20 protein-coding genes are annotated in these 21,756 nt (G+C 46.2%); 15 read left to right on the plus strand and 5 right to left on the minus strand.

Annotated elements, in window-relative coordinates:
* The first annotated feature begins 4 nt into the window (after window positions 1-4).
* From B5X68_RS02065 to B5X68_RS02095, 7 genes are read left to right on the plus strand one after another with little or no spacing between them, the layout of a single operon-like run.
* Entirely contained in the window at window positions 5-439 is a 435-nt protein-coding gene (locus tag B5X68_RS02065; protein WP_082213008.1) for a GPW/gp25 family protein, read from the plus strand.
* A 7-nt stretch (window positions 440-446) separates the two neighbouring features.
* Window positions 447-2,282, plus strand: coding sequence for a type VI secretion system baseplate subunit TssF (locus tag B5X68_RS02070; RefSeq protein ID WP_082213009.1), 1,836 nt, complete (start codon window positions 447-449; stop codon window positions 2,280-2,282).
* Entirely contained in the window at window positions 2,282-3,229 is a 948-nt protein-coding gene (locus B5X68_RS02075) for a hypothetical protein (protein WP_082213010.1), read from the plus strand. Before B5X68_RS02070 ends, B5X68_RS02075 begins: the two co-directional genes overlap by 1 nt.
* A gap of 11 nt (window positions 3,230-3,240) precedes the next feature.
* Window positions 3,241-4,089, plus strand: coding sequence for a TssN family type VI secretion system protein (locus tag B5X68_RS02080; protein ID WP_082213011.1), 849 nt, complete (start codon window positions 3,241-3,243; stop codon window positions 4,087-4,089).
* On the plus strand, window positions 4,086-5,183 hold the full coding sequence (locus B5X68_RS02085) for a FliH/SctL family protein (protein WP_082213012.1): 1,098 nt from the start codon (window positions 4,086-4,088) through the stop codon (window positions 5,181-5,183). Before B5X68_RS02080 ends, B5X68_RS02085 begins: the two co-directional genes overlap by 4 nt.
* Window positions 5,184-5,195: 12 nt before the next feature.
* Entirely contained in the window at window positions 5,196-5,678 is a 483-nt protein-coding gene (locus B5X68_RS02090; protein WP_082213013.1) for a hypothetical protein, read from the plus strand.
* A gap of 10 nt (window positions 5,679-5,688) precedes the next feature.
* Window positions 5,689-6,171: a hypothetical protein gene (locus B5X68_RS02095; RefSeq protein ID WP_082213014.1), complete on the plus strand. Its 483-nt coding sequence runs from the start codon at window positions 5,689-5,691 to the stop codon at window positions 6,169-6,171.
* A gap of 8 nt (window positions 6,172-6,179) precedes the next feature.
* Here the strand turns inward: B5X68_RS02095 and B5X68_RS02100 are convergent, their stop codons facing one another.
* Window positions 6,180-8,543 carry an ABC transporter permease gene (locus B5X68_RS02100; RefSeq protein ID WP_082213015.1) on the minus strand — a complete coding sequence of 788 codons (2,364 nt, stop codon included), beginning with the start codon at window positions 8,541-8,543 and terminating at the stop codon, window positions 6,180-6,182.
* Between the two features lie 244 nt (window positions 8,544-8,787).
* Between B5X68_RS02100 and B5X68_RS02105 the strand changes: the two genes are divergently transcribed.
* Window positions 8,788-9,612 carry a hypothetical protein gene (locus tag B5X68_RS02105; protein ID WP_082213016.1) on the plus strand — a complete coding sequence of 275 codons (825 nt, stop codon included), beginning with the start codon at window positions 8,788-8,790 and terminating at the stop codon, window positions 9,610-9,612.
* Here the strand turns inward: B5X68_RS02105 and B5X68_RS02110 are convergent.
* Both B5X68_RS02110 and B5X68_RS02115 read right to left on the minus strand, forming a co-directional pair.
* Window positions 9,609-10,025, minus strand: coding sequence for a hypothetical protein (locus tag B5X68_RS02110; RefSeq protein ID WP_082213017.1), 417 nt, complete (start codon window positions 10,023-10,025; stop codon window positions 9,609-9,611). The genes B5X68_RS02105 and B5X68_RS02110 overlap by 4 nt on opposite strands.
* Window positions 10,026-10,192: 167 nt before the next feature.
* Window positions 10,193-10,768, minus strand: coding sequence for a porin family protein (locus B5X68_RS02115; protein ID WP_082213018.1), 576 nt, complete (start codon window positions 10,766-10,768; stop codon window positions 10,193-10,195).
* A gap of 352 nt (window positions 10,769-11,120) precedes the next feature.
* Between B5X68_RS02115 and B5X68_RS02125 the strand changes: the two genes are divergently transcribed.
* Window positions 11,121-13,475: an ABC transporter permease gene (locus tag B5X68_RS02125; protein WP_082213020.1), complete on the plus strand. Its 2,355-nt coding sequence runs from the start codon at window positions 11,121-11,123 to the stop codon at window positions 13,473-13,475.
* Between the two features lie 90 nt (window positions 13,476-13,565).
* Here B5X68_RS02125 and B5X68_RS02130 read toward each other — a convergent pair whose 3' ends face one another.
* Together B5X68_RS02130 and B5X68_RS02135 are read right to left on the minus strand one after the other, a co-directional pair.
* Entirely contained in the window at window positions 13,566-14,099 is a 534-nt protein-coding gene (locus B5X68_RS02130) for a DUF2911 domain-containing protein (RefSeq protein WP_082213021.1), read from the minus strand.
* Window positions 14,100-14,184: 85 nt separating this feature from the next.
* Entirely contained in the window at window positions 14,185-14,592 is a 408-nt protein-coding gene (locus tag B5X68_RS02135) for a VOC family protein (RefSeq protein WP_082213022.1), read from the minus strand.
* Between the two features lie 344 nt (window positions 14,593-14,936).
* Here B5X68_RS02135 and B5X68_RS02140 point away from each other — a divergent pair, with 344 nt between their 5' ends.
* From B5X68_RS02140 to B5X68_RS02165, 6 genes are all read left to right on the plus strand, one after another.
* A complete protein-coding gene (locus B5X68_RS02140) occupies window positions 14,937-15,722 on the plus strand; it encodes a 2Fe-2S iron-sulfur cluster-binding protein (RefSeq protein ID WP_082213023.1) in 786 nt (261 codons plus the stop codon).
* On the plus strand, window positions 15,719-16,714 hold the full coding sequence (locus B5X68_RS02145) for an FAD binding domain-containing protein (RefSeq protein ID WP_082213024.1): 996 nt from the start codon (window positions 15,719-15,721) through the stop codon (window positions 16,712-16,714). The genes B5X68_RS02140 and B5X68_RS02145 overlap by 4 nt, the downstream gene beginning before the upstream one ends.
* A gap of 16 nt (window positions 16,715-16,730) precedes the next feature.
* The gene (locus B5X68_RS02150) at window positions 16,731-18,851 is read left to right on the plus strand and encodes a xanthine dehydrogenase family protein molybdopterin-binding subunit (RefSeq protein WP_082213942.1); all 2,121 of its coding nucleotides are present in this window, start codon (window positions 16,731-16,733) and stop codon (window positions 18,849-18,851) included.
* Window positions 18,852-18,905: 54 nt separating this feature from the next.
* Window positions 18,906-19,769: an NmrA family NAD(P)-binding protein gene (locus B5X68_RS02155; RefSeq protein ID WP_082213025.1), complete on the plus strand. Its 864-nt coding sequence runs from the start codon at window positions 18,906-18,908 to the stop codon at window positions 19,767-19,769.
* 114 nt (window positions 19,770-19,883) lie between these two features.
* Window positions 19,884-20,924 (plus strand): alpha/beta hydrolase, encoded by a 1,041-nt coding sequence (locus B5X68_RS02160; RefSeq protein WP_082213026.1) that lies wholly within the window; start codon window positions 19,884-19,886, stop codon window positions 20,922-20,924.
* A 54-nt stretch (window positions 20,925-20,978) separates the two neighbouring features.
* The gene (locus tag B5X68_RS02165) at window positions 20,979-21,743 is read left to right on the plus strand and encodes a DUF72 domain-containing protein (RefSeq protein WP_082213027.1); all 765 of its coding nucleotides are present in this window, start codon (window positions 20,979-20,981) and stop codon (window positions 21,741-21,743) included.
* Window positions 21,744-21,756 lie beyond the last annotated feature (13 nt).

Consider the following 21,756-nt stretch of genomic DNA (forward strand, 5'->3'; position numbering starts at 1 on the left):
AACAATGGCAAAGCATCATCACATTCCGGTTGATTTTGGTGCGCTTCTCAAAAAAAAGCCTTTGCCACAGGTAACGATAAAAGCATCGGTGCGGGAATACATTTACCTGCTGCTGCTTACCCAGCACGGGGAGTGGCGCTATGACAATGGTTTTCAATGCTTGTTGTGGGAAAAAGATTTTGAACAAACAGACAATCTGAATATCTGGTTGGACCAGGTCAGGGACGACATCAGGTTTTCTGTCCATAAATATGAGACGCGTCTTAAAATCCAGGATGTGGACGTACAAAGAGACGAACTGCAAGAATTGAGCAGAGAAAATAAAGTTACCCGAATCAGAAATCGTCTCAATATACGGGTCAAAGGCACTGTGATCCAGTCCGGTGAAAACTTTGACGAAACATTCTTAATGTTCTTCGGGCCAATAACGGTGGTCTGAATTACAAATGTCGAAAATCAACATTATGCCGATTTTAGAAACCAAAGAGTCGATAAAAAGCCGCTTGCATAAGGAAGCTGCCCGGCAATGGGGCGTGGATGAAATTGACCTGAAAAATGGTTCATTCGACCCGCTCGTTGACCTGCTATTTGGTGCGTTTGCAACTGAAACCGAGAAAATCTGGCAAGAGATCGAGTCTTCCCAATCGCATACCGTGAAGCGCATGGCTGAGGCGGTGCTACCCGAAACGATAACCGGCATTATTCCCGCACACTCTGTATTATTAGTTAAAACCAACTCGGGACCGACTGACATTATTCCTTCGGATCAGTTTACGACCCAGGGAAACAACCAGATCACGATGAGTCCCGCCGGGTCCTTCCGGCTTTCCGGCGCCACTGTACGCTTTATAGCAACAGGCTCACGGATTGATAAGGTCAGCGCCACTTTTCAAAGGGAAACTGCATTCCGGATTCCCGGCAGACCTATCGATCAGCAAATCTGCTGGGTGGCCATCGAAATTCCGGAAAAAGATGTGCCCGACCAGATAACACTGTTCTTCAATTGGAGCGCGATCGCCGATCAGTCAAAAAATCTGGCCTATATCCCCTTAATCAAATTTTCCAACAGCGCACCGGGCACATTTACCGATCCTTCCCAGCATTACGGTTCGCTGGATGGCATAATCCCTATTGAGAACACTGAAAAGAACGGAGTTTTTTTTAAACCCATCGAAGAGCGTGTAAGGGAATTCTATAATGGGCACTTTATGACCGTTACGGGACTTAAAGCAGGGTCAGAGCTTGAAAACTATCCCAAAGAATGGGCAGGAATAATGCCGGAAGCAACTGCCAAAACGCTTTTCTCCGACAAATTAGTCTGGATAAAAATGCAGTGCCCGGCATCGATCACGCACGACGCGCTGGACAAAATGGAGGTTTTCACAAACTGTGTTCCCGTACTGAACCGCAAGTTGGTCCATCAAAGAGGCAGATTGCAGCCGCTTTTCAATGTATATGGCCTGAAAGACGATGATGGTTTTATGGCCATTGAAAAAGTCGTCAACGGAGATGGGGAAACACTTTTATCAACCGAAAAAAATAAGTTTGCCAGCGGCCAGAATGTATATGCGCTTCGCAACCGCGGCGTAGCCCGCTTTGACAAGCGAGATGCATTTCAAAGCCTGAATGATGTTACGGCCAAAATGCGCGACGACCTCGCTGCGTTTAATGCCCTCGACATTTCCATTGTCTCCAATCATCTGGATAAGATTAATCAGAGTGTAAGTAAATTAAAGGAACACCTTGATACATTCGATTTTGCTTTGCCGCAGGTTTACATTATGGTGAAAACCCGGTCCGCAGGAACCATTCTCGACGTGTATTTCTGGACCTCCGAAGGTGAAAAAGCAAATGACCTCCGCGCATTAACCAAACTAACCGCCGCTCCAACCAACCAGTTTAAGGCCGAAGCATCCTTTTTGATGCTTCCAACCAATGGAGGCAGGGCTCCCATGGACGATGGTCAAATGCAGCAAGCACTTAAAGAAACATTGCTTACCCGCGGACGGGCCGTTACGCTCGAAGATTACCGCACAATTGCACAGAATTATCTGGGTGATACAGCATCAAAAGTTGAAGTAAAAAAGGGGTTGGGTATTGGAGAAGGTCAAAAAGAAGGGCTGCGGTTTGCATTGGACGTCCTGATATTTCCCAATACGGAAGATGAGAATGATGAATACTGGATGCGGCAGGCCAGACTGATAAAAAACAGCTTGTCACAAAAATCCGTCGGGATGATGCCCTTATATGTTTCTGTCCATGGATTTAACTGGAAAATTTGATGGAGATATACGAAGTTGCGGAAAAACTGCTCGAATTAAAGACCGACCTGCGGGCAGAGACCGTAGCGCGCGAGATAGCAGAAGCGTCGATTCACGCTCCTGAAAACATTTTACTAACGCCTGGCGGGGCCTTCAACCGGTCCGGATCGAGGGATGTTACGGCCATAACGAACGAGAACCGGGATTCTGAATTGCAAACGCCGTATGCCAAAGTCCGCATGGCGAGGGAGGGGATTTCGGATATGCTGCCTCCGGGGATCATATTCCAGCCGACGATCAGCCGGAGCGAACGTTCTACGGAAATTGTGCTGGAAGACATCGATTATTATGAAACCGGAATTAATCAGGCACGGACATTCTTTTCACCTTTTGATATAGAATTTGGAAGGCAGCGGATTGCCTTGGAAATGCATGAGCATCATTCCGTAGTGAATCCATTCGCCTACTATCATGATACGCTTTTCAATTACTTATGGCCTGATCTCGACCTGGAACTCTCGCCGACGCAAAAAGAAGCAATTTTGGAGCTGACCATTCACGCACATCTGATCGTGGGCAACATGCAGGCCTGCCAGGTTTATTTTGAAAAAGTGCTGGAACAAAATGTGGCTTTTGAAACCAATGAATTGAAATCGGACGATAGCATTGGAATTGATTTTCTGCAACCGCTGGGCAAAGCTAAGGTAGGCGTTGACTGGATCCTGCATGGAAAATATCAGGATCAAAATCACATCAACATCCGTATCGGCCCTGTTTCAGACAACGAGCTTTATCATTTCAGAAGTCATGAGCCACAAGGGAAACATTACCGCACGCTGGATTTTCTGTGCGGCTTACTGTTGCCAGCTGAAATATCCTGGGACATGTTGCTGATCGCTGAAAAAGGCTTTTTTACCATTAACAAAACCAGGGAAACGGGTATCCTTGGCTATTCGACAATTTTGTGATTTTCGCACGTATGGAATTGTTTTATAAGATATTACCAGCATTGCTAGCACTGTTATCCGGGCTGGCCTTTACCGGTATTTTAATATATGAAAAAGGAAGTGCGATTTCGATTTTGAGGTGGGCCATCTGGTTGATCTGGGTGTGCCTTTTGTTTGCTATTTTAGGATTTATCAATTCAAAAACAGATTCGATCACAACCGGTTTTATCGTATTGCTCGCTATGTCATTTTTAATGGGAATTCTATATCTCATACTGGCGCCGATGACCTTGCCTTGGTGGAGCGACGATTCGTTACTGGATATTTTCATTGCCGGCCTTTCACTTTATTTTGTTGGAATTGCAGGATATATCCTCACATACAACCTGTTGGAACACGAAAACCCTTTTCAGTATTTATTACTCTCCGGGTCTCCTGCTTTCCTCCTCCCGGCACTGATTTATGTTTCCTACGCACTTTGGATGAAGATCCCTGCATTGCAATACAAGACCTGGTCTTATCCGGTGAATGAGCCGGTGCCAAGGCTGGTACCCGTTGAAACTGTCAGGGTAATGATGAATTTCACACCTGTGCCGGGCAAGAACGAGCCATTCGAGGGTTATGAAGTGGAATACCCGGGAAATACAACTTTGGGGCAGCTTTTCCATTATTTCATTTCTTTCCATAATAAGCACAGGGAATACCGAAAGAAACCCATCCAGTTCCTGTCCGATAACCAACTTCCGCTGGAATGGATGCTGTTCAAATATTCGCCCCAAAGGAAAAAGATCATTTTGGACACCGAGAAAACCCTTTTTGAGAATGATGTAAAGGGAAATGACATTATTTACGCAATCAGCACTAATCCAGTCCGGTCATGACACTTCCAGAAATTACTTACCCTTTTCTGAACTGGCGGGATGGTATGAAAATCACCCAGCGACATCTCGTCGCACACGACCACGCGATCCGCGACGCGGTGCGCGATGCCACCGCCATTTTTTTAAATGCGCATAACTATGGCCTGCTGCCGGCCTCCGATAATTCAGGTGCGGGAATTCAGCTTCGGGTCCTGGGCGACACCATCCAGATGTTGTCCTGCCGCGCCGTTACACCCGGCGGCATACGCGTCGAATGGGATGCAGGAACGGATCCCGACAGCGTAAGCCTGTCATTGATGGATTACAAAAACAGGCTTGGCAATGCGGGCATTTTTTACGTTGTCCTGCGCATTGCTCTTTCCAACTTAACCGAAACGGGTGAGTATGATATGGAAGAGCAACCGCTCCGTAAGCCTTTTGTGACATTAAAACCCATGCTGGAACTGCTTTCCGTGCATGAAAAGCTTTCGGACGCCCATAGTATGCCTATTTTCAGGATACGGTTTGAAGGGCAAATGTTTTCTCCCGATTACGATTACATTCCTCCCTCGGCTGGTGTTTACGGTGAGAACTTGCTCTGGTATTACGAAACCTGCGGAAAACAGATCAACAGCATTCACCAGACCGCAATACTGATCCTGAAAAAGATAAACGGCATGCAAAACCAGTCCCCTGTTGCCAGGGACATTTACCAGATCTCGGAAAAACTGGTTTTCGCCGGCCTCGAAATTATAGATCATTACCGGCTTATTTCCAAAGATCTTCCCCCTGTCCATTTCATTCAGGAGCTGGTCCGGTATGCCCGCACGATGCGCACCGCCATTGATTGTCTGTCGGAAAGCAGTGCCAGTCGTTTTTATCAGTATTTGCGGAATAATGTGGCCGGGACAACCAAATTCAACACGCATTACGGAGAAGTTACAAAGTCGGTAATGGACTCAATGATCGACTCCGTACTGACCAGCCCTTATAATCACAACGATTGCAGCCTTCTGCTCGACAATGTGAAGGGCTATCTGGACTTTATCGATTTCGTCCTCCAAAACCTGCTGGCACTTCCATATGTGGATGCCGGGAAGTGGGACATTGCTTAACATGCACGAAATATGAGCCGATCTCAATGGTATATACTGATCAATGTGGCGCTACTGCTTTTCGGGAGCATCGCTTTTTATTATGCTACGCCCAAATTTCGGAAGAGCAATCAAACAAAGCTTATCAGCCAGGAAAAGGAAAGTGAGTTCAGAAAGGAAGTGATCATTCTCGATAGTTTATACAAACAACATGTTGAAGCACTGGCTACCAATGATCAGATCGCGATTGCAAGTACTGACGCCGTTTTAGAGAGACAATTTGCATTAATGAAAAAAGAATATGCAGGGCAAACCTCCCCTGCCCTGCTGGCGTCTAAGCTCATACGTAATTACCAGGTGAGAGTTTTGCTGAATAAGCATTTATTAAGCAAACGAAGCGAGCAGGCAGGTGAAATGAAACGGGTTAGTACGCTGGTTTCCAAACTGGAAGAACAGAATGCGGAGTTGAAATCTCAAAATCAAATGATCAAGCAGGTTCTTTTGGGCCTGCCTTAACCGACTCTCCATGAAGCCAATAAATGCCGCACAGCGCAATACAACCATTCTTCAATTCTCGCTATGCTATTTTCTGATGATTTTGCTGGTTGTTTTTTTGCTCTATTTTTCCCTGATTGAAATACCAAAAAAACAAAGCGAGCTGACTGCGATCACGAATGAGCAGGTCGAAAAACTGATACGTCACACCAATGACGCGGACACATTGGTTATTCAAATCCAAAGGGCAGCGGATGTAAAGGCAGAGGCGCTGGCGCCGCTTTTTAAATGGACAGGTGATCTTCAAAATGCGTATCAACAGCCATTTTACACGAGCATTATCACCAGTTACGTGGATCTGTTCAATGAAATCGTGAAAAGCAAAGCCGGTGACACAACATTATCTGCCATGAAAACAAAGATGACCTCGCTTCAAAAAGAAAACCTTGTCCTGATGCAGCAGCACGATGACCTGAACAGCGAACTGACGGAGGCTAAGATGAAAAAGCCTTGACCGGACTTTTACTCGCTGCGCAAGCTTTTTACGGGGTCCATTAATGCGGCCTTAACGCTTTGGAAAGAGATCGTCAGCAAGGCAATCGCCAAAGCAAGCAGCCCCGCAAAACCGAAAACCCACCACGGCATGTCCATCCGGTAAGCAAAGCCCTGCAACCACTTATTCATCACATACCAGGCAATCGGAACGGCGATAATGATCCCGACAAAGACCAGCTTGACAAAGTCCTTCGCCAGGAGTTGGACAATCCCGGCCAGGCTTGATCCAAGAACTTTGCGAACGCCGATTTCCTTGGTCCTGATTTGTGCCGTATAAGTAGCCAGCCCAAACAAACCCAGGCAGGAAATAAGAATGGCTATGGAAGCAAAAATATTAAACAACAGGCCAGTCTGCTCTTCCGACTTGTACAAGCTGTTGAACGCCTCGTCCAGAAACGCATATTGAAACGGAGAGTCTGCATTGAATTTTTTCCATACACTCTCTGCCGCCGCAATCGCCTTTTTAGCATCATTACCCGTAGTTTTAATGTAAATGCGGCTCATGTTGCCGGGATCATAAAGAAAAACCGCCGGCTCGATCTTCTGCTTCATGGATGCAAAATGAAAGTCCTTCACCACCCCGATGATCGTCCCTTCTGTGTCCCACAACTTGAAACGCTTGCCAATTGGATCTTTTATCCGGGCGGTTTTGACAGCGGTTTCGTTTAATATGAAATGTTTGGAATCCGCCGGTGCGTCTGTAAAATTTGCGCCCTCTTTCAGCTGCATTTTGAAAAATGGAATAAAGGATTTGTCCGCACTCATGAAACGGATCATCATTGTTTCGCCCGGCTCTTTTCCGTCCCAGTTGCTGCTGCCTGTCTGGCCGCCGATCAGGACTACATTGAAATTGGACCTGCTGACATCCGTGACGCCTGGCTGGTTCATTAATTCGGATTTAATCACATCATAATGCTTTGTCAAATCGCGCATATAGAATGACAAAACGTGTGCTTTGTCATAACCAAGACTTTTTGACCGGATATATTTAAGCTGATTACTGATGATCAACGTGCCTGCGATCAGAATTACCGAAACTGTAAACTGGATCACAACGAGCGTTTTCCGGAACATTGCCTCATTCAATCCAGCCGAAACCTTTCCTTTGAGCGATTTGAGCGGTTCAAAAGAGGATAACAGCATTGCAGGGTAAATGCTCGAAGCAACCAATGTTCCCATGATTGTTGCCCCCAAAACCTGCCAGATATGAGGTTGTGTGAAATCCAGTACCAACTTTTTACCGGAGATCTGATTAAAGAACGGCATCAGCACATACATAAACAAAACCGCCAGCGATGTTGCAATCGAAAACAGCAAAACAGTTTCGACTAAAAATTGAATAAAAAGCTGAATGCGCGCAGCACCGACGATTTTACGCATGCTTACTTCTTTGGATCGCAGCAAAGAGCGGGCAGTGGAAAGGTTAACGTAATTAATGCAGGCGATGATCAGGATCAGCAAAGCTATTATCGAGAACATCCTGACCGTTTCAATGCCTTGCTCCTTGCCGTCTGATTTATATAAATGCACATTCGGCAAAGCTTGTAAGAGGTAGGTAAGATCCGTATCGTCGGGCTTGTTGCGCAAATGAATGTTACGGAGTGCTGTCGCGATATCCTGTATTGGCCGGCCTGGCTGCAAAAGTAAATAAGTGGTGTAATCGAATTCAGTAAAATCGCTGTCCATCGTTTTCCCGTCCGCACGTCCAGTATACACATCTCTGAAACGGAGGGAAATGGGGAAAACCATGTCACATTTAATACTCGAATTTTCAGGAAAATCTTCAACCACGCCACTTACTGTGAAAGTCGCTTTATCGGAAGTAATGGCCTTCCCTATGGCGCCGGTGGTACCAAAATAGCGCTTCGCAGTTGTTTCCGTGAGTATAACTGAATGATTATCAAGAAACGGCTTCCTTTTGTCACCTTGAATGAGCTTGTAATCAAACATCGTAAACAGAGTCGGATCAGCGAAAAAAGTGTTTTCTTCATTGAAAACCTTATCCTTATATCTGAACAATGTGTAAGCACCATTATAGGTCATCCGGACAGCATCTTTCACCTCGGGCACTTCCCTTTTTGCAAACCCGGCGATCGGAGCCACAGTGCCGGTCCATATTTGCTGGCTGGCGCCCGTACCCACGCGGTTTTCGAGCTTATAAATGCTGTTGGATTGCGTATTAAACCTGTCAAAACTCAGTTCATCCCGGACCCAGAGTAAAATGAGAATGCCCACAGCCAGACCGATGGATAATCCTAAGCAATTGATCAGTGAGTAGAAACTGTTATTCAGCAGGTTACGCCAGGCGATCTTGAAATAATTTGCGATCATATTGTAGTTTGGAATGGTGCAGAACGCTCTTAGATAGATTGAAAAAATATCTTGCCAGTCAACGGATCAGCTTTCAAATGCTTGTAAATGAGTATTCTACCAAATACAAACATCACATACGTTGTCCGATATTGAACAGGATTTGTACGGTAATGCGACCGGTAGAAAAATCGGTTCTTGTAACTCATTGTGCATTAATTTTATATTAATAACTTGCCTAGAATTAGTTTTATCTTTTGTAGCTATGAAGAAATTACTTTACATTTTTTTGATTCTCGTTTTCATTTCCTGTGACAAGGATAAGGACCCGGATCCGGCAGGGGAAAATGTCCTAGATAAGCAGCAGGCACCTTTTGGAAATAGTGAAGTGGCGGTTGAGCTCAAAAAAGTGCTGTTCAATGGGATTCTGGAAGCCGAATATCATTACGAGGGAAAGTTCCTGACGGAAGAACGCCGTTTCGGATCATCTTCCGGGGCCGACCTTTCGCAGCGCGTCCTTTTCAAAAGGGCTGAGGGCAAGATACAGACGGTCGAGATCATGACCAAATCCCAGGGCGATTCGCTGGAACCGTCATTTCTGGTCACTTATGAGAACCCGATCAACGACTCTTTACGATATGTAACGCGAAAAGATCTTCGAAATACGGACGTGTCCACAAGAATTTACGCTTTTGATAATAAAGGTTTTATAACGCGCCAAGAAATTTGGGCTGACGTTAAAGCAAATGAAAGCACAAATGTGTATTACGTTCGCAATGAACAGAGTAATGTTGCCAAAAGCTGGATGAAAAAACCATCGGAAGCAAAGGGCAATGATGTTGAATATATGTATGACAACCACCCGAACCCGTTTTTCAAAATGGGCCTGGACAGTTATGGCGAGATTTCGATCCGGTCGCTCAGCCCCAATAACCCCGTGCGGGAAATTTACTACGCAGGTTCCAAAATCATTTCAAATACCTATTACACATACGAGTATTTGCCAAACGGCTATCCATCCAAAGTCACCGTACGGGTAGAAAGCGTGAATTTCCCACCCTACACCTATAACATTGAATTCGGATATTAATCGCTGGGAGCGAGTTTCATAGTAATTTTCTGAAAATAGGAAGCGGCCTCGGTGCCGCTTTTTTTATTTGACTTGATTGTAGATTCGTTGATGAAAAGTTGTGTTTGCTTGAAAATGCCCGATTCATCCCGCCAGTCCGACGCATTGACCAGCAACGGTTTTAAGGGCCTGAAAAAATATTCAAACAACACCCAGTTGACATACAGATCATGGTTATACCTCACGTAATAGACCGGCTCAAACTTTTCCAGCTTTTCCAAAACGATCTGCATCGGCGTTTTTCCCGACTTCGGGCTCTTCCTGAGCTGCGGCATAACCGGGTGTAAAACTTTTGCCTCGAGGAGCAAATTGATATAATCATTCAAATTATACAGAACTGTTTCATTTTGAACGATGTAACGGATCAGTGTCATAGTGAGCGTAAGGGTGGATTGGGATTGTTCAGAAACCAAAAATATCAGAAGGAATCCATTTCAACCAGTGTCAAAGCTAATTTAGAGCGGTTAAAAACACCGCATAAAAAAAGAGGATGAGTTAAAAACCCATCCTCTCATTAAAACCTTTACAGAAGGTAAGACCGTTACTTAACCAACGGAATGGCCCAGAAAATGCTGGCCTGAATAACACTGTTCTTAAAATCGGGATCAATGTCCTGTCCCGTAAAATCACCCACTTTGGAAAGGCCCGCAACATAGCGAACGCCTACGCCTAATCCGATCGGGGAATGATAACCAATCCCCGCAGCTGCTGCCAGATCCAGGTTCTTCGCAAAGTTGTTTATCGTTTGGTCAGGAATGTCCGTTGACGTCCTGAATCCCGCCTGGGGGCCAAACTCAACATAAAATCCGCCATTGGTTTTAAATTTAAACATCACAGGCACTGTAACGTAACTGATTTTGAAATCAGATTTGTTTCCTGCATTGTTCACTTTCGCTCCCTGTGTTGAGAATAAAACCTCCGGCTGCAATGAAAACACTTTTCCAAATCCGTAGTTAATGATCCCACCCAAATGATAGCCGACCAATGCATCCGATTCAATGTCGCCGCCAGTATAGTTACTGATGTTCAGACCTGCTTTCGGTCCAATGCTAAACTTTTGTGCAAATGCTGACTGCACTGAGATGAGCAGGGCGGCAGCCAATAATAATTTTTTCATAGTTGAGATAAATGTTTAATGTTTTACAAATCCGTTTTTGATTTGCCTTTGCAGTCCCGGCACCAACCGGGCCTCAACATTCACCAGTTCAAATCTTGTGCCATGACAATCATTAGTATATAGGCGTTTTATCTGCCCCCGAATTTCCCCACTTCCCTGGATGATAGTGCCGAATCCCTGACAAGGTTGTAAAACGTGCGTTCCAAACCGAACGAACCCTGTTCGGTAATGAACATTAAAAACGCGGAAATTAAATATATATAATTGAATATCAGCACATTAAATACTTGGCAGGTTTTTTGAAATACGCGGGTTACTCCCTTGTCAATATTCAAACTTAGCCACTCAGAAGATGCTTAAGAATTATCTCAAAATCGCTTTCCGGAATTTGCTGCGGAATAAAGGGTTTTCAGCGATTAACATATTAGGGCTTTCCGTAGGAATGGCCAGCGCACTGCTCATTCTGCTTTGGATGTACAATGAAATCAGTTTTGACCGGTTTCATAAAAATGGCCAAAATCTATACAGCGCCTGGAACCGCGGCGTATTTGATGGCAAACTGCAATGCTGGAACAGCACCCCGAAAATACTGGGACCCACATTGAAGGAAGAATTTCCCGAAATCGAAAACGTGTCCCGCAATTATTCGCGCTGGTATGTGACGCGGGTGGGTGAAAAAAAGATCTCCTGCGAGTCAATGACTACAGACCCCGCGTTCCTGGAGATGTTTGATTTCCCATTGTTACAGGGTAATGTCAAAACGGCGCTCAGCAACATCGGCTCCATTGTCGTAACCCAAAAAATGGCAAAGAAGATGTTCGGAACGGAGGACGCTATGGGTAAGACCATCATCATTGACCAGGATAATTTTACGGTTAGCGGCATATTAAAGGATCTTCCCACCAACACCTCATTTACATTTGAGTTTCTGCTCAACTGGCAATACATGAAGAAAACCGGCCAGGACGACGATTCCTGGGGCAATAATTCTGTAAGGACCTACGTGCAGCTGAAACCGGAAACGAAGCTGGATCAGTTTGCTGAAAAGATGAAAGGAATTACGATCAGGCATTCGAATAAGACGGAGGAGCATGAAGTTTTCCTCCATCCGATCAGCAAATGGCATTTATATTCCAATTTTGAAAATGGGAAAGTTTCCGGCGGGCGCATTGCCATCGTCAGGCTTTTTGGCATTATAGCGGCAATAATTCTGCTTATTGCCTGCATTAATTTCATGAATCTTAGTACAGCACGAAGTGAAAAGCGTGCGAAGGAAGTGGGAATTAGAAAAACGGCTGGCGCAAACAAAGGCTTACTGGTCGGTCAGTTTCTGGGTGAATCCATTTTGATCGCCTTCATTGCCGGGATCCTTGCTTTGGTGACAGTTCTCGGCGTTTTGCCCGCATTTAATACACTGATAGGCAAGTCCCTGCAAATGCCCTATTCCAACGGTTATTTCTGGCTAAGCATTCTCCTATTCATTGTTTTTACAGGAATAATTGCAGGCAGTTATCCTGCATTTTTCCTGTCATCATTCAAACCGATAGCCATTCTGAAAGGCACATTCAAGAGGACCAATTCGGCGGTTAGCCCTAGAAAAGTGCTCGTGGTGATTCAGTTTAGTTTTGCTATAATCCTCATTATTTCAACACTTATTGTTGTGCAACAGATCCGGTTTGCGCAGAACCGGGATGCAGGTTATGAGCGCGGGCAAATTGCATATCACTGGATTACAGGGAATCTCGAAAAAAATTACAGGCAAATCAAAAGCGAACTGATCAATTCCGGCATTGCCACTTCCGTTACTAAAACCGCCTCGCCGTTGAGTTATGTATCCAGCGACACCTGGGGCGTGGAATGGAAAGGTAAAAACCCAAAGGACAAAATTGATTTTGAGCGCTTTACCGAAGATGAAGATTTGGTAAAAACCGCTGGTCTTCGCCTCTTGCAAGGCAGAGATATGGATCTTACCAAATTCCCCTCCGACTCGGCAGCAATGCTCCTTAATGAAACTGCTGTGAAGGCTATGGGTTTCAAAGAGCCAATCGGTCAGCTCGTCAAAGACGGTGATACCGAATATCATGTCATTGGAGTGGTCAAAGATTTCGTAATCGGCTCACCTTATGACCATTTCAAACCAATGATTATCGAAGGCGCGCAGAGTTATTTCAATGTGATCAACATGAAGTTGAGCACGGGCAAATCCACGACGGAACAGATGAAAGCTATTGAATCCATATTCCGCCGCTATAACCCCGAGTATCCGTTTGAATATCACTTCGTGGACGAGGATTTTGCCAGAAAATTTGAAGATACACAACGCATTGCAACATTAACCGGCCTTTTCGCCGGCCTCACTATCTTCATTTCCTGTCTTGGATTGTTTGGATTAGCCGCCTATATGGCCGAGAACCGGGTGAAAGAGATCGGCGTGAGAAAAGTACTGGGCGCATCTGTCATGAGCATTGCTACATTGCTTTCAGGAGAGTTTATGATTCTGGTTGGCATATCCATTTTCATCGCTATCCCCACCGCCTGGTACGTTATGAATCTGTGGTTGAGCGACTTCTCCTACCGCATTGGAATTCAATGGTGGGTTTTCGCATTGGCAGGCGTTCTGGCCATTGTAGTTTCACTGCTGACCGTAAGTTACCAGGCCATCAAGGCCGCGCTGCTTGACCCGATGAAGAGTTTGAGGAGCGAGTGATTGCCCTTTTGCAAAAGCAAAAAATGGAAATTGAGCATACAAAAAAGCCCTGCAAACCGGATTTGCAGGGCTTTATCATTTCCTAAAAGATTATTTGATAGCAACAGGCACTTCGGTGTTTTCCCAGCGCAGAACAAATCCTGCCGGCGTTACCTCGTAGGCCATTGTTTCGGTCATGGAAGCGCTTTTAGCAGGCTTCGCTTTCACTGTTAACACGTCTTTGGAAGCATCCTTAGAGGTTTCTCCGCCTCTTTTAATGCCCCATTGACCAGTTTCAGAGTTAAAAATGAACGACCATTCGCTCGCACCCGGAAGCGCGTAAAGGCTGTATTTCCCGGCTGGCAGTTTTTGTCCTTCTACCATAATGTCTTTATCTGTTTCAAAAATCGTCGCTTCGTTGGCGCCTGCACGCCAAACTTTGTCAAAAGGAACCAGTTCACCAAAAACCTTCCGTCCCTTGGCCGAAGGCGCCGAATAATTGATCGTAATGTTTGCGGCACCCGCCTTTCCGGTCGCTGTCTTAGCCGGACTTGGTTTGGGTTTGTCCTGCGCCTGGCTTACAACAGCCGTCAGCATACACGCAAACATCATGACAAAACCTTTCAAGATCATTTTCTTTTTCATGTCGATGCTTTTTTAGTTTTTAATATCATTAAAAATTTCACTAAATATCGACAATTTGTACAATAAATGACAGAGATCTTTCAGATTAAGCCGTCCGGATATTCACCATCCAGTCAATCCCGAACCTATCCTGAAATGAGCCGAAAATATCGCCCCACATCTGCCTGTCGATAGGAACCACTATGGTGCCGCCTTCACTAAGTCCGTCGTATTGCTGACGCAATGCAGCTTCATCGAAACCACTGAGCGACAAATTGATTTTCCCTGCGCCTAACGGCATTCCTTCCGGCGCGTCTCCGCCCATAAATTCCACTGAGCCGCCCATTAAAGTGCCGTGCATAATCTGGTCGCGGATGCCCGCAGGGCAGCTTCCGTCCATATCTCCATATGTCATAAAATTCAGCTCTCCGCCGAAAATGCCTTGATAAAACTCAAATGCCTCACGGCAGTTGCCGTCGAACATTAAATAAGGATGCAAATCAATGGTTGCCATGGTTGTCAAGTTTGTGGCCGTAAGCCGGTTAAAGTGTTTTACCTAACAAAAGTATATCACTCAGACCGCACACGAGATGTGAAAACACGACAAAGTAAGGGGGAGATTGGGACAAGTAAGAGTTGTCAAAATCATTCATCAGCTTTCAGGATCCGGCACTTCATTAGCTGGAAAACGCATTATTGCAAAGCTGGTAACCGGGAGACGACCCATTCATTCTCTTGGTATAATTATTGAAGTGTCGTAACCTATGCTAATTGGTGAAGACACTTAGTTTTTGGCGTGCCGGCATCCATCCCATCTGAGTCTAGAACTTAATACAATAATTTCTTTCCGAAACCACCATGAACGAAGATGACCAATCACCGCAGCTTACGGAAGATGAACGGAAGCTGTTTGAAGACCTTATGCCTGAGGATCTGGCCGAAATTATGGATGCTGGTGTTAACAGGAGGCATTTTTTGAAGTTAATGACATTGGCCGGTGGCGGAATGCTCGCCTGGCAATCTGCCGTTGCCGAGCAGGTGCTTACCCGTCCGCTGACGACCGTACAACCGGCTGCCTTCAATCCCGAAACGATAGAAAATGGGGTTAATGTTGCTTTGAAGGTTAATGGTGCCGCTCAAAAAGTGACGGTTGATTCACGAATGACATTATTAGACACACTACGCGAAAAACTGGACCTGACAGGTTCGAAAAAAGGATGTGACCATGGCCAGTGCGGTGCCTGCACGGTAATCGTGGATGGAAGGCGGGTATTAAGTTGTCTTACGCTGGCTGCAAGTTGTGAAGGAAAATCAGTAAAGACGATCGAAGGCATTGCGCAGGGCGGTGAATTGCATCCGATACAAAAAGCATTCATTAAGCATGACGGGTTCCAATGCGGCTTCTGCACACCAGGACAAATCTGCTCGGCAGTGGCATTGCTGGACGAAGCGAAAAATGGTGACGCAAGTTATGTGACAGAGAATTTGCGTAAAAAGCCGGTGCCAGTTAAGCTATCTAACGAAGAGATTCAGGAACGAATGTCGGGCAATATTTGCCGGTGTGGCGCATATCCGAATATTGTCGCGGCAATTCAGGAAGTACATGGTGGTAAGGCTATTGAACAAAACTGGCTACTTATATGAGACCATTTAAATATACGAATGCCAAAGACGTCTCCTCGGCGATCAAGCTGGCAACCGGCAATCCAAATGCGAAGTTTCTGGCCGGAGGGACCAATTTGCTGGATTTGATGAAGGAGGATGTGGAGCGACCGGACGAAGTGATCGATATTACGAGGCTGGGACTTGCTCAGATCAAAACAACGGATGCAGGCGGGATTTCTATTGGAGGACTGGGCCGTAATACGGATGCGGCAAACCATCCGCTTATCCGGCAACATCATCCTGTGCTGACACAGGCGATATTGGCTGGTGCCTCGGGACAGATCCGGAATATGGCGACCAATGGCGGAAACTTGCTGCAAAGGACACGCTGCCCCTATTTTTATGACATAGCAATGCCTTGTAACAAACGTGAACCGGGTTCTGGCTGCGGGGCACTGGAGGGCATCAACCGGATGCATGCCATTTTTGGCTGGTCTGAAAAATGCATTGCCGTTTATCCTTCCGATATGGCGGTTGCACTGGCTGCGCTCGACGCCGTTGTGAAGATAAAAGGTCCGAATGGAGAGGAGCGGTCTGTTGCAATTACTGATTTTCACCGTTTGCCGGGCGATATGCCTGAAAAAGATACAAACCTTAGCCACGGAGAATTGATTACTGCCATTGAAATACCAAAAAGCAATTTCGCCGATCATTCCTATTATCTGAAAGTGCGCGATAGGGCTTCCTATGCTTTTGCATTGGTATCTGTAGCGGCGGCTTTGGAATTGACGGGAAATGTGATTTTGCAGGCCCGTATAGCGATTGGTGGCGTAGCGCATAAGCCCTGGCGGGCGACGAAAGCGGAGCAAATGCTCGTTGGGAAAGAGGCTACGGAAGCCAATTTCAAGCTGGCAGCGGATGCGGAAATGGCGGATGCCAAACCATTGGAACATAATAAATTCAAGGTCGAACTTGGCAACCGCAGCATTGTGCGGGCATTGCAGATGGCACTGGATGGCGGCAAATCCTGATCAAATCATCAACTTCATGAAAGACAAAGAAATCAATATTGGCTCACCCGTCAGCCGCATCGACGGAATCCTGAAAGTGACCGGGAAAGCCGATTATTCCACCGATCATCCGGTTAAGAATGCAGCATATGCAGTGATCTTTAAAAGCACAATCGCGGCGGGGACGATTACGAACATTGATAGTGTGACGGCTGAGAAATCCCCGGGCGTGCTGGCCGTGATCACGCATAAAAATGCGCCAAAGTTGAATGCAAAAGGCGGGATTCGCGGTGGAGCCATGCTGCAAAGTCCGGAAGTGCTCTTTTTTGGGCAGCACATCGGCGTTGTTGTGGCGGAGACTTTCGAGCAAGCCCGACATGCAGCAGATTTGGTAAAAGTGGATTATGACAAAAAAGAAGCAAAAACCGATTTCGAAAAGCTGCATCAAAATGGCGTAAAACCAAAGGATAAGGAAGACGAAAAGCGCGGGGATGTAAAAGCTGCGCTGGAAAATGCTGAATTTAAAGTAGAAGAAACATACGCAACGCCGATTTATCACCATCACCCACTGGAACCCCACGCGACGATTGCAGAATGGCAGGGGGAAAATTTGATCCTTTATAACAGCGCGCAGATTGTAAATGGTGCGCAAAACGCGGCAGCTTCAACCTTTAATCTCAAACCCGAAAACGTGCGCATTGTGTCGCCCTACATTGGCGGTGGGTTTGGCTCAAAAGGTGGGCAGTGGGGAAATCTGGTTTTGGCAGCAGTGGCGGCAAAAATGGTGAATCGCCCTGTAAAGCTGGCTTTGACCCGTCAGCAAATGTTCAATTCGGTGGGGCTGCGGCAACGGAATTATCAGAAAGTAAGCCTGGCTGCAACGAAGGACGGAAAACTGACGGCACTGGCACATGAAACGGCCACGCACGCGGCAATAGAGGACGAATTTGTAGAGCCATGCGGCGACTGCTCGAAAATCATGTACGACACGCCTAACTCGCTCATTACGTATAGGGTTACGCCGATGAACCTGATCCTGCCTACTTACACGCGCGGGCCAGGAAAATCGACCGGAAGCTTTGCATTGGAATCGGCAATGGATGAATTGGCATACAAGCTAAAAATGGATCCCGTTGAATTTCGTCTCAAAAACGAACCCGAAAAAGATCCTTCAAACGGCAAGCCCTGGTCTTCCCGGAAAGTCGTGGAATGTTTGAAAGAAGGTGCAAAGGCATTTGGGTGGGATAATCGTAAAATGGAGCCAATGCAGAACATTCAGGGAAATTATTGGGTGGGCTATGGCGTCGCCTGCGGCACTTATCCCGCGCATCAGCGCGACAGTTCGGCCATAGTGAAACTGAAACGGGAAGGAAGCAATGTAACGGCAATTATTGAACTCGCCGCTGCCGATCTCGGGACGGGGACTTACACCATTCTTGCGCAGACTGCCGCCGATGCCCTTGGTTTGTCAATGAATAATATTACAGTTAAAATCGGTGATTCTGACCTCCCGCCTGCTGCCGGCTCAGTTGGTTCCGTGGGGGCAACGAGCTATGCCAATGTGGTTAATGATGTGTGTATGAAGGTCACCGACGAGCTTATTGCCAGATCGGGCAAACAGTTTTTCGTCCGCCCTACCGCACTGCAGTTGATGATTTCCGAAAAAGTGGCTGACATTCAGACGCGTGCCGATTCCAAGCCATTGGAAAGTGCGGAGCAGTATTCTTCACATAGTTTCAATGCCAATTTCGCCGAAGTTTGGGTGAATCAGTCCACAGGAATGGTGCGCGTTAAGCGTTTCCTGGCTGTGACCGGAGCCGGAAAAATACTTAATCCAAAAACGGCGCGGTCGCAAATTATTGGCGGTAATGTTTGGGGAATTGGTATGGCGCTCACGGAGGAGTCAGTAGTCGATCCGCGCTTTGGAAACTTCGTTACCCGCTCGCTTGCCGACTATCATGTTCCTTCAAATCTGGATATAGGCGAAATGGAGGCCATTTTTATTAAGGAAGACGATAAGCTCGCAAACAAACTCGGCGTGAAAGGATTGGGAGAAGTAGGGATTGTAGGCGTCTCAGCCGCAGTTGCAAATGCTGTTTTTAACGCGACAGGAAAACGGATCAGAGAGTTGCCGATCCTGCCTGATAAATTGCTGTGAGCTCTGCTTTGGTATAGAATTGGTAAAATTTGAGCTTAATCAAATTCATTAGCCATGCATATTATATTAGGAGCAACAGGACACGTTGGTTCCGCCGTTGCCGAGACATTATTAAACCAGGGAGAGCCCGTTACAATCGTTACAAGAGACGCCGGTAAGTCAGAAAAATGGAAACAGAAAGGCGCAGAAGTCGCAATTGCCGATGTCCATGATGTGGAAACATTGCGACGCGTTTTCCGCAGGGGTAAGCGTTTGTTCTTGCTAAATCCGCCCGCTTCACCAGATACAGACACCGTCGCCGAAGAGAAGAAGAGTCTGGCTTGCATTATAGCAGCAGTGGAAGGTTCTGACCTTGAAAAAATTGTTGCAGAATCCACATATGGGGCACATGACGGAGAAGGCGTCGGCGACTTGGGCGTGCTGTATGAAATGGAACAAAAACTCGCAGAAACGCGGATTCCGTTCAGCGTCATCAGGGGTGCGTATTACATGAGCAACTGGGACTGGTTTCTGGAAACGGCTGAGCAAGAAGGCAAAATTTATTCATTATATCCTGCTGATTTCAAAATCCCAATGGTCGCGCCAGAGGATTTGGGGCAATTCGCAGCGCAATTACTCACCGAGCCAATTGACAGAACGGGGCTGTACTATGTAGAAGGTCCTGAAATATATGGCCCTGCCGATGTCGCAGATGCCTTTGCCGAAGCGCTGGGAAAACCGGTGGGAACAGTGGTAATTCCAAGAACCGAATGGATCCCCTATCTCAAAAAGTCGGGCTTTTCACAAGAAGCAGCAGAATCCATGGCAGCGATGACGGATGTGACGTTGGAGAAAAAATTCGAAGTAAGTGATTCTCCTTTCCGCGGGGACGTGAGTTTACGCGCGTATGTCGCGGGGCTTGTCAAGGCGAAGGTTTAAGTATTTTGTAAATAACAACCAGCATCAACAGAACAAAATGATTTCAATGTCGTCGCGGTATGTCCGGGGCGACATTTGCTTTTAAAGTCGAGTTAACTTTTTAACCTGACTAAAATGAAGAAAAGCAGTTCAATTATCGCGCTCGTTTTCGCGTGTTTCATTTCCATGGCCACATTCGGACAGGAAACGCTTTTGGGCTCTGTCGAACGCATAAAAGTCCATGGAAAAGGGCTTGAAGGAAATTTAGAGGGCAATTCTGCTGACCCCGACGTTTCAATCTACTTGCCGCCTAGCTATAAAAAAGATGCGAAAAGACGGTATCCGGTTGTGTACTTGCTCCACGGATTCACGGATACAGACGCACAATGGTATGGATTGGTGAAACATTGGATCAATATGCCCTCTGTTGTGGACAAAGTTTTTGCTGCTGGCAAACTGACTGAAATGATAATTGTTACGCCTAATGCTTATACGCGCAGCGGCGGTAGTTTTTATTCCAACTCTATTACTGTCGGGAACTGGGAGGATTATGTTGCGAAAGAGCTGGTGACTTACATTGACCAGCATTACCGGACAATTGCGAAAGCTGCCAGCCGCGGGCTTGCAGGCCATTCCATGGGCGGTTATGGAACAATGCGCATAGGCGAACGTTACCCCGAAGTTTTTTCCAGCATTTACGCTTTAAGCCCGTGTTGCATGGCACCGGGTGGAAACCGGTCACCAGAATCGCTGGCCAAAATAGAGACGATCAAAGATCCGGCTGACTTCAACAAAGCCGATTTTGGAACAAAGGCCGCCATCGCTTCTGCGGCTGCGTGGTCCCCAAACCCCACCAAGCCTCCATTTTTCACAGACCAGATTGTAGAAAATGGGCAAGTGCAAAAAATGACTGAACTAAAATGGGCTGCCAACTCCGGTTTGGCGACTATTGATCAGTATGTCACAAACCTGAAACAGCTGAAAGGCATCGCATTTGACGCGGGAAATAAGGATCAGCCGATTGCAGCCAACATTAAGCTTTTGCATGAATTGCTTGATAATTATAAAATCGAGCACACTTATGAAGAATATGAAGGCGACCATTTGAACAAAATCGCTGAGCGGATTGAACATAAAATGCTGCCATTCTTTTCGGGTAAGCTGCAAAGTAAATAATATGCCCATCTGGGAATGATTTTATCTGTGTACTGAGATCTTATCCCGGTTTCTATGACAGATAGTAAAATTCCTTTATTTTTTGCAGGCAGCAGTGGCTTAATGCTGCCGGTGCCCAACAAGCAGTTTTATCCCGAAGAATTTAAGGATAAAAGCAGGCTTACTTATTACGCGTCGTTATTCAACAGCATTGAGATCAACAGCTCGTTTTACAAAATTCCGCTTGCGTCCACTGTCCGGAACTGGTCAGCGCAGGTGCCGGAAGATTTCAAGTTCACATTCAAATTGTGGCGGGAAATTTCACATAATAAAGGCCTCGTGTTTAATCCGGATGATGTGCACCGGTTTTTGCAGGTCATCAGCCACATAGGCGATAAAAAAGGCGCGCTGCTGGTCCAGTTCCCTCCCAGCCTGAAAGTCATCATGCGACCGCAACTTGAAAACCTGCTCGTTGCGATCTCCGAAGCTGATCCGGAAAAACATTGGAATGTGGCCCTGGAATTCAGGCACAGCTCGTGGTATAATGAGGATATTTTTGAGCTAACCGACCATTTTGGTTTTGAAATTGTGTCACATGATAAGCCAGGTTCCGCCCCGGGGTTGCCGGTTTCCGACACAAAATTCAAATATCTGCGCTTTCATGGGCCCAAAGGCGATTATCGCGGCACATATGAAGACGACTTTTTGTACGAAACCGCAGAGCAAATTCAGGATTGGATCGCGGATGGAAAGACGGTTTACGCCTATTTTAACAACACAATGGGTGAAGCGATCAAAAATCTGAACCTACTTAATGCGATCGTTGATCCGGTTGAATAATGCGGGCTTAGCC

The organism is Dyadobacter psychrophilus (genome assembly GCF_900167945.1).
Lineage (GTDB): Bacteria > Bacteroidota > Bacteroidia > Cytophagales > Spirosomataceae > Dyadobacter > Dyadobacter psychrophilus.